At 60.0% G+C, this 13,899-nt stretch carries 14 protein-coding genes and 2 pseudogenes; 5 read left to right on the top strand and 11 right to left on the bottom strand.

What is annotated here, in order from left to right:
- Positions 1–29: 29 nt before the first annotated feature.
- Together AB4Y32_RS39615 and AB4Y32_RS39610 are read right to left on the bottom strand one after the other, a co-directional pair.
- Positions 30–1,487, bottom strand: a complete 1,458-nt coding sequence (locus AB4Y32_RS39615; RefSeq protein ID WP_368726458.1) for an amidase family protein — start codon at positions 1,485–1,487, stop codon at positions 30–32.
- A gap of 156 nt (positions 1,488–1,643) precedes the next feature.
- Positions 1,644–1,799: a hypothetical protein gene (locus tag AB4Y32_RS39610; protein WP_368726457.1), complete on the bottom strand. Its 156-nt coding sequence runs from the start codon at positions 1,797–1,799 to the stop codon at positions 1,644–1,646.
- Positions 1,800–2,314: 515 nt separating this feature from the next.
- Here AB4Y32_RS39610 and AB4Y32_RS39605 point away from each other — a divergent pair.
- A pseudogene (locus AB4Y32_RS39605) lies at positions 2,315–2,662 on the top strand (DUF2252 domain-containing protein); the annotation flags it as partial.
- Between the two features lie 20 nt (positions 2,663–2,682).
- On the opposite strand, the gene AB4Y32_RS39600 reads toward AB4Y32_RS39605, so the two are convergent.
- The 9 genes and pseudogenes from AB4Y32_RS39600 to AB4Y32_RS39560 form a co-directional block, all read right to left on the bottom strand.
- Positions 2,683–3,519 (bottom strand): TlpA family protein disulfide reductase, encoded by an 837-nt coding sequence (locus AB4Y32_RS39600; protein WP_368726456.1) that lies wholly within the window; start codon positions 3,517–3,519, stop codon positions 2,683–2,685.
- Positions 3,520–3,539: 20 nt separating this feature from the next.
- On the bottom strand, positions 3,540–4,199 hold the full coding sequence (locus tag AB4Y32_RS39595; RefSeq protein ID WP_368726455.1) for a hypothetical protein: 660 nt from the start codon (positions 4,197–4,199) through the stop codon (positions 3,540–3,542).
- A gap of 164 nt (positions 4,200–4,363) precedes the next feature.
- Positions 4,364–4,549, bottom strand: a pseudogene (locus AB4Y32_RS39590) (efflux transporter periplasmic adaptor subunit); the annotation flags it as partial.
- A gap of 118 nt (positions 4,550–4,667) precedes the next feature.
- Positions 4,668–5,846 (bottom strand): MFS transporter, encoded by a 1,179-nt coding sequence (locus tag AB4Y32_RS39585; protein ID WP_368726454.1) that lies wholly within the window; start codon positions 5,844–5,846, stop codon positions 4,668–4,670.
- A 133-nt stretch (positions 5,847–5,979) separates the two neighbouring features.
- On the bottom strand, positions 5,980–6,507 hold the full coding sequence (locus tag AB4Y32_RS39580) for a MarR family winged helix-turn-helix transcriptional regulator (RefSeq protein WP_368726453.1): 528 nt from the start codon (positions 6,505–6,507) through the stop codon (positions 5,980–5,982).
- A gap of 48 nt (positions 6,508–6,555) precedes the next feature.
- Positions 6,556–7,530: an alpha/beta fold hydrolase gene (locus tag AB4Y32_RS39575; protein ID WP_368726452.1), complete on the bottom strand. Its 975-nt coding sequence runs from the start codon at positions 7,528–7,530 to the stop codon at positions 6,556–6,558.
- Positions 7,531–8,203: 673 nt separating this feature from the next.
- A complete protein-coding gene (locus AB4Y32_RS39570) occupies positions 8,204–8,719 on the bottom strand; it encodes a hypothetical protein (RefSeq protein WP_368726451.1) in 516 nt (171 codons plus the stop codon).
- 105 nt (positions 8,720–8,824) lie between these two features.
- Entirely contained in the window at positions 8,825–9,265 is a 441-nt protein-coding gene (locus tag AB4Y32_RS39565) for a hypothetical protein (RefSeq protein WP_368726450.1), read from the bottom strand.
- Between the two features lie 14 nt (positions 9,266–9,279).
- On the bottom strand, positions 9,280–9,816 hold the full coding sequence (locus AB4Y32_RS39560; RefSeq protein ID WP_368726449.1) for a 4-oxalocrotonate tautomerase family protein: 537 nt from the start codon (positions 9,814–9,816) through the stop codon (positions 9,280–9,282).
- A 105-nt stretch (positions 9,817–9,921) separates the two neighbouring features.
- Here AB4Y32_RS39560 and AB4Y32_RS39555 point away from each other — a divergent pair, with 105 nt between their 5' ends.
- The 4 genes from AB4Y32_RS39555 (at position 9,922) to AB4Y32_RS39540 (ending at position 13,799) form a co-directional block, all read left to right on the top strand.
- Positions 9,922–10,944, top strand: a complete 1,023-nt coding sequence (locus tag AB4Y32_RS39555) for a GlxA family transcriptional regulator (protein WP_368726448.1) — start codon at positions 9,922–9,924, stop codon at positions 10,942–10,944.
- A gap of 213 nt (positions 10,945–11,157) precedes the next feature.
- On the top strand, positions 11,158–11,640 hold the full coding sequence (locus tag AB4Y32_RS39550) for a MarR family winged helix-turn-helix transcriptional regulator (protein ID WP_368726447.1): 483 nt from the start codon (positions 11,158–11,160) through the stop codon (positions 11,638–11,640).
- A gap of 75 nt (positions 11,641–11,715) precedes the next feature.
- Complete coding sequence (locus AB4Y32_RS39545; protein WP_368726446.1) at positions 11,716–12,708, top strand: carbon-nitrogen hydrolase family protein; 993 nt, start codon at positions 11,716–11,718, stop codon at positions 12,706–12,708.
- 53 nt (positions 12,709–12,761) lie between these two features.
- The gene (locus AB4Y32_RS39540; protein ID WP_368726459.1) at positions 12,762–13,799 is read left to right on the top strand and encodes an alpha/beta fold hydrolase; all 1,038 of its coding nucleotides are present in this window, start codon (positions 12,762–12,764) and stop codon (positions 13,797–13,799) included.
- The last annotated feature ends 100 nt before the right edge of the window (positions 13,800–13,899 follow it).

The following is a 13,899-nucleotide window of genomic DNA, read 5'->3' as shown; positions in this document are numbered from 1 at the left end:
ATGGAACGTCGCGAAGCATCTCCCCCTATCTACATCTGCCTCGCTTTGATCCCTGCTGGCAGCGGCCTGCCGCGTTCTTCGACGCTTGTCCAGAGAATTCTCAACGGCTCCCACGCGACGCTTACGGAGCTGGAGGGATGCGTGTTCCTGCAGAGGAAGAGATCGGTGACCGCGTTGCCGGCGACCTGAAAGCTCCACTGGTTCTCGATTCGGGGTGCTGCGCATGGAGTGGTCGGGAAAAGCAGCGCATCGGCACGCGCGAAAGCAAGCGTCGCAAGCCGTGCGCGCAGCTCCTGCCTGGATGTGTGCAGTGCCGTGAGGTACTGCTCGTCGGAGAAGTAGCCTGCGCCCGACGGCAAGACGGCACGGGTCCAACTGGCCATGACGTCCGGTCCCAGGCCCGCGTAGATCTGCTCGAAGGACACGGGCACCTCATTGGCGGCGAGAAATTCCCGAACTGCGGGCATCGTCTCGTGAAAGAAAATGGGCCATGTGGTGCGATTGGTCAGGGAAAGGAAATCTCCGCCCAGATCGATCTCCGCAAGCTCGGCCCCCGCATCTTTGAGCTTACGGAGTGTCTCACGGAAAGCGCTCTCGACCGCCCCGTCCACGCCCGCCAGATGCTGCCGGGGCGCATAGGCGAGCTTGACCCCTCTCAGGTTGCCGGTTGCGTGCGGGCGTTGAAGATGGCTTTTGGTAAGTATCGCGTCCACTAGCTCGCAGTCTTCAACGCTGCGCGCAAGAAAACCCGTCGTATCAAGGGTTTCGGAGATCGGTGCCACGCCCTGGTTCGGCCAGCGGCCGGGCGTGGGTTTGTATCCCACCACGCCGCACAACGAAGCCGGAACGCGGATCGAGCCGACCGTGTCGCCGCCGAGCGCTGCGGGAACGATGCGCGCAGCCACCGACGCACCCGCTCCGCTGGAGGACCCGCCAGTGACGTGGGCCGTGTCGTATGGGTTCTTCACCTGGCCATGGTGTGCATTGAACCCCGTCACGCCGTACGACATCTCCACGAGGTTGTTCTTACCGAAGACGATCGCCCCCGCATCCTTAACACCCGCAACCGCCACCGCATCGCGCGTTGGCCTGAAGCCGGCCAGCACGGAGGTGCCCAAGGTGGTGGTAAGGCCCTCCGTGAGGTAGCTGTCCTTGACCGCGAGCGGCACGCCAAGCAACGGAGCCTTGTGTCCCGCACGAATCGATCGATCGGCCTGTCTCGCCGCCTCTAGCGCGGAGGTTTCATCGATCGTGATAAATGCCTTCAGGTCGGCGTGGACACGCGAGCGCTCCAACAGCGCCCCGACGAGAGCCTCCGAGGATATTTCTCCGTTTCGAATTGCACGTGCTGCGGCAGCGAGCCCGAGTTCGTGCAAGTCGGCAACGCTATCCGAACGCGTGTTGGCCATGACCAGCCCCGGCCCAGCCACTGTCGCTGCGGCGGCAACCTTTAGAAAGTCCCGCCGGTTGATTAAATGTTTTGACACGTACCCGTCTCCTGTTGAGTGGTTATATCGACATTGAATTTCCGATAACAGTGCGTATGCACTTGCAACACAGCGACCGTAGTAACGCAGGATCGTATGATGCGCGGTCCGGGGCCGCCGCACAGCAGATGCTTGATGTCGTCTAGTGTGTCAGTGTCAAGTTAAGGTGTCAACAACGGATACAACGTAAGCGTGCTTGTGAGCCTGCAAATAGAGAGAAAATCCCAATTCAAAAAAGCCGGTTTTCAACAACAACCTAATTTCTAATGCAGCAAAAGCTTGATGTTGTGCCAAATGAAGGTTGCCCAGCATTGCAATCCGTGCGGAGGGCTAGTGTCGACTTGCACGCCCCCGCGGCGCGCATTGATTCCGGGCGTTTCGCCTCCAAGCTCCTGTTCGTTTAGGTGCTTGGGAAATGGGGGATTCGTGGCGCAGTAGTCGTCCGAACCATCGCATCCGCCTCGCCACTTCGTGCTAGCAGGTGAAATGCTGCCATCAACGTTGGCAGCGCGAGGCTAGCGAACTCCGGCGCAGGAGACGCGAATCGGTGATAGCGGCGTCAGCGTGTGGTGCGATCACTAGATTGGCTGGCAGACTCCGCGCGTTGCAAACATCCGTACAGACAGTATGTGTTCCTTATAAATGGTTGACAGTTCGATTTATTTCCCTTGTTGGTCTGATGGTAAGCCCGGAAGCACGAGGGTGGCAGCACCCAAACAGCAATTCGTTGATTTTAAAGCCTATATTTGTTGAGGGCAGTTCGTTAGGTCGCGTGTAGTCTTGATCGTTCCAACCGGAAGTTGCGTGGAAATGAAGGTCACCCCGTCAAGGCGGCCGCGCCGCACTATGACAGCGTGATGATGCCATGCGACAACGCGCAACGCGTGGTGTGAGGTGCGTGGCACCTGTCGGCGTTTCTCGGCCGGCGCATGCGCGCCCCGCGTCTGCTGGATCGCGCGCGGTTGTGGATTCGTGAATTGCTGCCGCAGGATCTGAAGCTGAGATAGACCAGCTCGACAAGGACGACGCGCCAGAGCTGGCTAGGCGGGCTGCGCCGCAACCGCTTGGAAACCATCGATGCGCCGCTGTGGCTCTGGAGCAGCATCGTGCAACTGATGAGCAGCCATGAAGCGAGGTATCTCGAGCATTGCCGGCGCTATGCGACGGGAAAGTAGCCGACCTCGCTAATCCCACATCAATGAGCGCTCGCCGTGATCGCTGCTGGATAAAGGTTTTCGATCGCGCGTTCGAACGTGGCGCGTGAGAAAGATCCGAGATGCGCAGCGAGCAATGTGCCGTCGGCGCCGTAGAACAGCGTGGTCGGAAAGCCTCGCTTGCGTGACGCTTTGGCCCATGCGAGCGCCGGATCGAGCAGCACGCTATCGGCGCTCAACTGCTGCGTCTCGAGAAATGCACGCACCGTTTGCGGCGTTTCGCCCTGATTGACGAGCGCGATATCGACGGAAGGCATGTCGCGCTGCACGGCAGTGAGCATCGGCATCTCGGCGCGGCACGGTCCGCACCAGCTTGCCCACAGATTCACGACGAGCGGCTTGCCGTTCGTGCGCGACAATATGCGCATATGGCTGTCCAGATCGAGCAGTGTTACGGCGGGCAGCGTTTCGTGTTCGCCGCTATTACCGGCTGCCGCCGTCGCTATCGCCCAGCACGACATGCCCGCTACCACGGCAAGCGCAATCGCACGGCGCATCGGCGGACGCCGGACAAACATGACGATCGACAACGCGATGCCCGTGACGAGACCCGCGCGCACGTCGAACCCCAGATCGCGGAAGTCGACAATGCTCCACAAGTTCGATTGATACGCGGGCAGATAGCTGCCGACGAACCAAAGACGTGCAACGGTCAGCGAAATCAGCACGATCCCGAACACGGGCGCATCGCGCGATTCAAGACGGGCACGATCGCCACGCCCCGCACGGCTCACAAGGTGACTGACGAGCAACGCGACGCCGACGCTCGCGAAAAAGATTAACGGTGCAACGGGTAAAGCCAGTTTGCCGAGGTTCATGGTGCTAGCGAGCAAAACGGTCACGGCAGACGCGCGATCAGTTGATGTTGTGCTGTCACGCCGATCGCGCCGCGCTGCATGCCCCACGATCGGCCGTCCGCATGATAGACCACCAGCACCGCATTGTCGTGTGTCAGCACGCTGGGCGCATCGAGTTGCAGCAATGCACGACCCAACCTGTCCGCGCGGAATGTGTTGCGTTCAGCACTGCCGTCCAGCGGTGTAAAGCCGACGGGAGGCTGATCGAAGTGATTTTCGAACAAGCTATAGAGCCCGTCAGGCACGAGACCTTTCAGTTCGATTGACAAGCGCTCGCGTCCATCCGGTTGCTCAGCTAACGAGACGTCGCCGTTCGCGCCGAGCCAATGGCCAAGCGTGATATGCAGCGGATGATGTCGTGCGTCGTAGAGCGGTATCGAAGGCGGATCGCTCAGGTGCGCATTGCGCACGCCAGCGACGTGCGCAATGCCCTGCGGACCGACGGCGGCGGGCGACGAAGCATCCGCGACGAAAACCTGCTGATCGAGCACAGCGGGCAATTGCGTTTCCGCCGAGAAGAACGCGGCGTGCGTTTCGAACGCTAGCTGTTGCGGTGAACCGGCGAGTGCGTGATGCGAGACAAAGAAGGTTGCGATAGCCGTCAGGCTCAGGGCGAACAGCGTGCGGGCGCGTTGTGTCATGAAGTCGTGTGTAGGCCAAAGGGCCCAAGGAGTAAAGGACTGCGCAATACGATATTCGTGCGCGGGGCGAGACGACATGCGCATACGGAATGAAAACCTGCTCGATCGGCTCAATCTTGATATTCGACTAACTGGTCCATCGCCTGCCGGTTGAAATCCAGCGCTCGAAGCTTTCCTTCGTCGAATTCGCGGCGCAATCGCAGTCCATCGAGACTCGATTGCGTCACGTCCATCTACATCGGGTCCAGCTGCTGGATCGCGGCCATCAGCGTCGCCTGGCTCGTCTGCACATACGTGCTTGGCGTGACTTGCGATATGCCTACCCGGCCCGAGATCGCCGATATCACGTCATTCAAGCGCCGATAGGCAAACGAGGTACTACGTCGTCATAGACCAACCATGCATATGCATACATGCTCGCGAGTCCGACGAAGGGATACACTTCGAGGCGGCGGTAGAAATCGCTTTTTATGGAGCGGTGACCGTGTCAGCCGATTGACGATCCGGTTGCGCAATGCTCCTGTGTGCCCATTCAGCGACGAGCAGCGACACCGTGATGAAGGCCGCACCGACGAGTCCGAGAGTATGGCGGTCGAACCAGCTGATGGCCGCTCCGCCGATGACCCCCGACATCGCTACCCCGATCGAGATGGCGGCCGAGTTCAGCCCAAGCAACACTGGCGCCGCAGTGGGCGCGATGCTGATCAGTCGGTGCTGCTGTGGCACAAGCAGTCCCCAGCCGCACACGCCCCAAACGACGAGGGCGGGCACGGCGGTCCCGAGCGAGGCCGAGGTCCAGGGCAAAAGCGCGAAGTCGATGGCGACGATGGCGATGGCCGCGTTGATAATGCGGCGGCTACCAAGGCGGTCAGTCAAGCGACCGGCGGCCAGATTGCCAGCGGTTGCGGCCACGCCCCAGAGCACTAGCAAGCCGGCCAGCACGCGCGCGTCGCCGCCGGTGGCGCGATCGAAGCTCAAGCCGATGTAGGTGTAGACGACGAACGCGCCCGCATACGCCAGCCAGGTCGTTGTCAGGGTCAGCAGGACGCGTACATCGCCGAGCGGCGCGAGCCGGCGCGCGAGACTGAGGGACGGTGGCGTCGGGACGTCTCGCAGGAGCTGGGCCACGCCGATCGCGGCCAGCGTGGCGACGACGGCGACGAACCACATCGTCGCGCGCCAGCCCAGCCAGCCTCCGATGAACGTACCCAGCGGCGCACCAAGCGCTGTCGCGCTGGACATGCCCGCGATGACGATGGCGAGCGCCTTTCCACGTTGCTCGGGCGCCACCAGCGACGCACCGGTGGCCGTCGCCGTCGGGCTGAACATGGCCGCGCCCAGGCCGGCCAGCAGCCGGCTCGCCAGCACAATCCCGATGTTCGGTGCCAACGCAGTGACGGCATTGGCAAGCACGAAAATCACGAGGCCGGTGAGCAGCAACTGCTTGCGCGGCCAGTGCGCGACCGTGGCGGCAATGACCGGTGACAGCAGCGCAAGGCTCAGCGCGTACAGCGTCACCATTTGCCCGGCCAGCGCGACGGGCACGGCCAACGACGCGGATACCTGGGGCAGTACACCGGCAACAACGAAACTGTCGGTGCCGATCGCAAACATGCCGCTGGCGAGAACGAGAAGGCGTTTGTCCATCAAGAACTCCGGAGCGATCCTGGCGTGGATCGAAATCAAATTAGTTGCATGAGGAAGCTTTGTCGGGCGCATTCTAGCGTGCATATGCACACCGACGAGAAGAGTCGTACGAGGAACGTTTCATTAGAGGTCGTCAACTCAATCGTGCACGCGATTGCAAAGCAGGTACCTCATCAAGGCAAGCTAATCCATCCGCTGGCAGCCTGTTCGCGATCGACGACAAGGCAGATGCACCGTCTTTACCCAACATCCTTTTCGCCGTCTGCTGAGCTGAACGCCAGGCCGGCATGGCGGTCACCAGCAATTCACGTCCAGCATCGGACAGCACGATGGGACGACTGCGCCCATGCGTCGGAGCCAACTCCTTAATCCATCCCTGGTCCAGCAGCAGCTGAAGATTGCGCGTTGAAGTCGATCGCTCAAGATGATTGGCACGGCCTAATTCAGCACGGCTACCGCCGTTCATTCTGGCGATCAGGACGAGCATGGAAAATTGCGAAGAATTGACGTCGTATGGACGTAGTGCTTGATCGTATATGCTGGTGACAACACGTGAAATGGACCGCGTTCTCGTGAGCAAGCAGTACCGCGTTACCTCCTCGATCAGGTCAGGCTGGAATTCCTGCTCGTTCAGTGATTTGGTGGTCGTACGCTGCGTCATAGTGTAGTTGCATCCAAGGTCAATGTATGCCACCGACTGCGCACTCGCTCAGTCACTCTCAGGATTGCCGCCCGCGCTAAACGCGGCCCGAACTTCGTCCACCGTCTGTTTAGGCGCTTGCAGATGCGGATAATGGCCGAGTTTCGGAAGAATCGTAAGCTTCACACCGTTACGGTTCGCGTACTCAACGCCCATCTCCTTCTCAATGTAGATATCCCGCTCGCCCCACACCACCTTCACGGGGACCTTCAGCTTTGCCATATTGGCTTCGAAGTAGTCCTGGTCGCGGGTGAAGTAGGAGTAGTAGTGGTAGAAGGCGTCTGCCACTGTGATATCACCGCCCCATCCTTTCGCGATATCGTCCCTGAACTCCTGGGGCAATGCGTAGCGTTCCTCCGCCGGCATGCCGCGGAAGAATGTGTTTGCCAGGATTTCGTCATGGTTCCTGTTCATCGCGGTGCGCACGGCGTCGGACGAAGGACTAGACTTCAGGCCCTGCAGGCTTTCGTACATGTACTGTGGGCGGTTGAACGGCGCAAAGTCGCCAACGATGATCTCCCTGGCGATATTCGGTTGTTCCAATGCGGCCAACAGCGCCGGTAACGCCCCGATATCGGTGGCGTAGATCACCAGCTTCGAACTGTCGATGCCAGACATGTGGATATAGTCTTCCAGCACATGGGCGTAATCCAACGGCGCATAGGAGAAGCGATCGGCGCCTGGACGTGAGGACTGTCCGTAGCCCGGCCAGTCAAACGCATGCACCTCGTAGTCGCTGGACAGGGATTCGGCAATCGGTTTCCACGCATACATCGTTTCCGGGAAGCCGTGCAGGAACAGTACCGTACCCTTAGGATGCGCAGGCCGATAGACCATATGACGCAGCTTGATGTCAGGATTGACCTGCACCTCGCCGACTTCAATCTTCGCCGCCGACAAGGATGACACCGACAGATTCGAGCATGCGGAAAGGCTCATAGTTACCGCGGAGAAGACTGTCGCCTTCGCTAAAAGTTTGAACATGATCGTGGTTCTCGTTTCGTACTCGGTGGCCTGCCGCTCTTGGTATCCGCCACAGCTACGTTGACCTTTTCGGCGATCAGACTCTTGTGGTTCGGATCTGCCACGACGGTAAACGGCTCTATACGCAGTGTGTGGATGCATATCGTGCATATACACTATTAGTGTATCTACACCATATGATCAAGAGAAACTGCGTTGAAAAATTGCATTTCACTGTTTCAGTGTTTTATTGAGAAAGTGGAACTTCCCCGTGGAAGATAGGCCTGTTGGTTTGATTGAAAGGCGATTGAAGGATGTGGCGCGTTCGAGTCCTGTTCCCGCGGATGATCCTGTCGCGTTGCAACGGCCCCTGAGTGGTCTTCGCCGACTAGCGCAGGCTTGCCTTTCAACTGACTCGTCGAATACTCAGCGGACATCCGCTCTGCAACTCGATCGCGGACGCTTCTCGTGCGAAAGTGTTGGCTGCGGAGTCTCAATGGGAAGCCGTTCGACTTCGCGGTCATCACACAAGACCAGCTTCGTGGTGGACTTGCACAGGTGACCTACTGAGGGCCCGTCATTGAGTTCGTGGCCTCGGATTTGCGCGTCACGACGTTGACTGTAGATAGGCTGCCCGCGTTACCTGCCTCTCTAAAACCAGCGGCGCAGCAAGCCCAGTATGCTCTAGCGCTCTCTACTGGGGGGAAGGCGGATTCAAAAGCTTACTCAACGGCTTCAGTGGGCCGATTGGGAGGAGCGAGAATGTCATCAAGTGCGCTTTCCCCAAGGGAAGTGCCTCAAGCATTTCATGCGCTTGACTTACATCCGTAACGTTCAGGATGAACGCCACCCCAGCCCGGTCTTGCAGCGAATACCACTGGTCAATCTTGCCCTCGAGGTAGAGCTGCGCCGTCTCGCGAATTTCGGTCGGAAGAATGTGTTGGACAAGTTGCATGTCCGTGCCCGGCGGAAAGGTGCCAATCGCCAGTATCTTCGTAGTTGGCGTGGCGGGCATCGGAGTAGTGTGCGCCATGGAGACTCCAGTGGAAGCGACCAGCACAGAGGCTGTTGTCAAATTAAGAAGAAAGCGTTTCATCATGCGGGCCTCGAATACCGCGGTGAGAATGCCGAGTCGGAGCGGCTGATCCTCCGGACCAAGGACCGTGAGTGCGATCTTCAGCCGCTCGGTCAGGCCGGGCCGGTCGCGCAATAGTGTCCGCGTAGGCCATTAAGCGCATCAGTCATTGCAAAATCCTCATTACTTCGATCGATAGATCCTTCGTTACGGCAACTCTTCCATGCAACCAGCCTGGCGTCAGGCTGCACCGGATGCCGCATTTAGCGCCGCGGCTTCCGGTCCCGTCAGATAGCAATCGCGGAAGCGCTCGTCGACGCGCTCCCACATCAGTTTCGAAGACAGCAGCACTGCATTGAGCGGGCGATGATTGATGACCACGGAATCCGTCTCGCCCTGTTCGTTCAGATGCGCGACGACTACCGTCTCGATTGGCACGCCCTGGATCTGCGAGCGATAGGATTCCATGTACAAATCGTTGCCGATCACACCCTTGTAGCTGTGATGCTGGAATTCGTAGAGCGAGACCGCGTGTTTGATCACGGAGAGGATATCGGCTCTGCCCTGGATCGGACGCTTCAGGACAGTGGCTTCGAGCGTCGCGTTTTCGGCGAGCCTCGCCAGCCAGAGCGCCGGACCGTCTGCGGGCGCTAGCACGGGGGCTGTGTCGTTGAATTTCACGCTGGGTACTCCGGTTACGGTTTGCTCGTGATGCCCGCGCGAGCGGCATCGAGCACTGCTTCGAGCGTGATGCGCGCCTTCTCGCGGCGGCGTCGCGCGAGGCGTTCAACGCCCGCGCCGCGCTCTGACTCGCCCGCCAGCAGCGCATGAATGTCGGGCAGCGTCCAGATCGTGCCGCGCGTCCCCCATGCGCCATCCGGAATCTCGGTCGGGAAGACCCAGACGCGCGGCGCGACGTCATCAAACGGCCGGTTTTCCGCGCGCGCCACCGCTTCCGTGACGCTTCTGACGAGCGAGCGACGCGATTCGTCGGTGTATTGCCCTTCTGGTACAGACGGAATGATCCGGTAGCGTATCGCGTCCGTGCGTTCACCGCCGATGTAGATCGCAGCAGGCCGATGAAGATGGAATACGGTAACGCGCTGTGCCATCGGACTGGCGGGATCGTAGCCTTCCGCCTCGATGAGGATATCGGTCAGTTCCTTGACGAGGCGTGCTTCCGCCTCGGGCGTCAAGGCATCTTCGGGCCACAGTGCATCGATCATTGGCATGGTGTTGCTCCTGCTCTCGGTTCATCGGATGCAGCCATGATCGGGGTTTACTCGGGCGGACGGAAGTGGCAGTATCGCCGTTATTAGAGGAATTTCAGACACACAATGGCCATCGTCCGCATCTGGGTTTATGACGGAATCCTCGCGTCTGGCGTCGCGGGCCCTGTTGACGTCTTCAGCGCAGCCAACAAGGCTGCCCAAGGCTCCAGTTCCGCGCCCGTGTTTGTGTGGCGGGTGGAATCGCTCGACGGGCGGCCCGTCACGGCTGCGTCCGGCCAGAGCATTCACGTCGACGGCAAGATCGACCCGCGCAAACGGGCCGACGCCGTTCTGCTGACGGCACCGTTCTTCTCGAACACCGACGAGTTCATCGGGCACCGCGAGCAGTTGAACGAACTATCTTCCGCGCTGAGGCGCCAAGGCAAGGCAGGCGCCGTGCTGGCGGCTTATTGCACGGCCAATTACCTGCTCGCCGAGGCCGGCCTGCTGGATGGCCGCGCCGCAACGACGCACTGGGCGAGAGCCGCGGACTTCGCGCGCCGCTATCCACGTGTCGAAGTTCGCGCACAGGAACTGCTGATCGAGCAAGACGGCATCATCTCGGGCGGTTCTGTGACGTCATATCTGAATCTTGCGGTGCGGCTCGTCGGAACATTCGCCGGCGAAGAACTCGCCGCGATGACGGCGAAGGCCCTGTTGATCGACATGAACCGGATTTCGCAGGCTTCCTACGCAACGCTTCTCGATGAACATGGGCACACCGACACGCTCGTCGCGCGCGCCCAGCAGCAGATGGAGGTTACGTTGCAGCAGGGATTCCGGTTGAGCGATCTGGCGGCATCGCTTGCTGTCAGCGAACGCACGCTCAATCGCCGTTTCAAGGAAGCCGTCGGGCTCGCGCCGTTGACGTATCTGCAGAATCTGCGCATTGAGGTCGCGAAACGCTTACTGGAAACGCGGCCTATTGGACTCGAGGCAGTGAGTCAACGCGTCGGTTATGGCGATATCAGCACATTCCGGCAGTTGTTCAAACGCAAGACAGGATTGTCCCCGAGTGAATATCAAATGCGGTTTTCGCGTCCCGCGGCGGCGGAGAGCGTAGAAGTCGAGCCAGGCAGCAACGGCTGAGGCTCGCGGCATCACGCCACCGCCCTCGTCATTTCCCTTCCTCTCGCCCCGCACCTTCCCTTTGTATCCCAACGTATCTGCAAACAGATAGGGATACGCGCGCTTACACACGACCAACTTCAGGACACGAGCGGGATACGTTCGTCCGCTCAAATACGCCCATCGCGAGCAGAAGGCCGCGCCGCAAAAACTGGACTTACCGAGGTAGTGCATATGCAACACGAGCCGAGCGGAACCGTTGAGCTGGACCGAATTGCGGGTCAACCGCTGAGCAGCCAGATCGCGCGCAATTGTCTGGTGACGCGCGCCCGGCAGATCTCCCGCGTCTTGACCTCCGTCTATTACGATGCGTTGCGGCCGTTCGGCATCGTGGCGCCGCAGTTCTCATTGCTCGTGCTCATCGCGGAGTTCGAACCCATTAGCCGCTCAGATCTCGGCCGGAGGAACCATCACGAGCGATCGACGCTGACAAGGAATCTGCAGCCGCTGATCGCGCAGGGCTGGGTTGCCGAAGGCGTCCCTGCTAGCGATGGTCGCAGCCGTCCTCTCTCGCTCACGCATGAAGGCGAGGTGCTGCTCAAAAGCGCCGCGAGCGCGTGGTCGGCTGCACAGCGCCACGCGACGCGACTTCTGGGAGAAACCGGTGCCCATGAGCTCATGAATATCGCGCGCGATTTGCCGCTGCGCATGGTCTGAAATTTTTCGGTCGATGTTGCATATGCAAGATCGACCAACGCCAGGTACCCCTGCCCCCTCGTCAAGGAGTCTGTCATGAAAGTCGTCAAAGCCGCCGCCGTCCAGTTCAGCCCGGTGCTCTACAGTCGTGAAGCAACCGTCGCCAAGGTCGTGCAAAAGATCCACGAACTGGGCCAGAAGGGCGTGCAGTTCGCCACCTTCCCCGAAACGGTCGTGCCTTATTACCCTTACTTTGCGGCTGTCCAGACGGGCATCGAGCTTCTGTCGGGCACCGAACATCTGCGCCTGCTCGAGCAGGCCGTGACCGTGCCTTCCTCCGCGACCGACGCGATCGGAGAAGCCGCGCGAAACGCCGGCATGGTTGTGTCCATTGGCGTCAATGAACGCGACGGCGGCACGCTGTACAACACACAATTGCTTTTCGATGCCGACGGCACGCTGATCCAGCGCCGCCGCAAGATCACGCCAACGCATTTCGAACGCATGATCTGGGGCCAGGGAGACGGCTCGGGCCTGCGTGCCGTCGATAGCGCAATCGGCCGAATCGGCCAACTCGCCTGCTTCGAGCACAACAACCCGCTCGCCCGCTACGCGATGATCGCCGACGGCGAGCAGATCCATTCGGCGATGTACCCGGGTTCGGCGTTTGGCGAGGGCTTCGCACAGCGGATGGAAATCAACATCCGCCAGCATGCGCTCGAGTCCGGCGCCTTCGTCGTCAACGCAACGGCGTGGCTCGACGCCGACCAGCAGGCGCAGATCATGAAGGACACCGGTTGTGGAATCGGTCCGATCTCGGGCGGCTGCTTCACGACGATCGTCTCTCCTGACGGCATGCTGATGGCCGAGCCGCTTCGTTCAGGCGAGGGCGAAGTCATCGTCGATCTCGACTTCACGCAGATCGACCGCCGCAAGATGCTGATGGACTCGGCCGGCCACTACAACCGCCCTGAACTGCTGAGCCTGATGATCGACCGTACGCCGACCGCGCATGTTCACGAACGCGCTTCGCGCCCAATGGCCGTCAACGACCAGGGTTCCGACGATCTGCGCACGCAGGCTGCGTGATCCCGCGAATCTCGAACTGCCCCTGTATCGAAGGAGAACTTGTTTTGAAAGCAATGATCAGGACCGGCTCCGCGAGCATCGTCGTTGCGGCGCTGATCACAACTGCTTCCCTCGGCTACGCACAGCCGTCTGCAACGGAGTCGCACGTCGCAACGCATGCGCGCAAGCCTGTGAGCGCAAAGAACGACGTATCAGACGGTACGCTGGTGAAGTCGCTGCCCGGATTCAGAAATGGCTATGCAACGGTGAACGGCGTGCGGTTGCACTATGTCGTCGGCGGCAAGGGCGAGCCGCTCGTATTGCTGCCCGGTTGGCCCGAAACGTGGTGGACCTTCCACAAGATCATGCCGACGCTTGCCGGGCATTACACCGTGATCGTGGTGGATCTTCGCGGTATGGGTGCATCGTCGAAACCTGCTGACGGCTATGACAAGAAGACGATGGCCGCCGATATCCATGAACTGACGCAATCGCTTGGCTACGACAAGGTTGCGATCGCGGGACACGACATCGGCTCGGCTGTGGCGTTCGCCTATGCGGAGAACTATCCGGAGGCCACCGACAAGCTGGTGATGATGGAGTTTCCGCATCCCGACGAGAGCCTGCAGACGTTCCCCCTTCTACCCGCACAAGGCGCATACGGTGACAGGCTCGGTTCGGCGCGCCCGAACCTGTGGTGGTTCGCATTCAACCAGGTCAGAGGTTTGCCGGAGAAGCTGCTGGCGGGTCGCGTCCGACTTGAACAGGACTGGCTCTTCCACTACTTTCTTGTGAATGAGAAAGCAGTCGACGCACGCGACCGCGCCGTGTACGAGCACGCCTATGACAGCGCCCCCGCGATCCGCGCAGGTAACGGCTGGTATCAGGCCTTCCCTCAGGACGTCAGCGACAACAAGGATTATGGCCAGTTGCAAATGCCCGTTCTCGTGATGGGCGGTCCCGCATACAAGTGGATGAAGATGGTCGTCGGACAAAAAGCGGTCAATATGAGCGCCGTCGACATAGAGAACAGCGGGCACTTTATCCAGGAGGAACAACCCGAGCTGGTCACGCAGACAATGCTCGGCTTTCTGCAAAACGCACGCGAATGATGACCTCATCATCGCGTTGATCATCGTATGCATACGTGCATTTTTATGCATAAGTGTGTATATGCATGCATAAATAACGTGAAGTCTCTGTTTGAAAGGT

Source organism: Paraburkholderia phymatum, assembly GCF_040965635.1.
Lineage (GTDB): Bacteria > Pseudomonadota > Gammaproteobacteria > Burkholderiales > Burkholderiaceae > Paraburkholderia > Paraburkholderia phymatum_B.
This window is presented reverse-complemented; position numbering and strand designations above follow the sequence as displayed.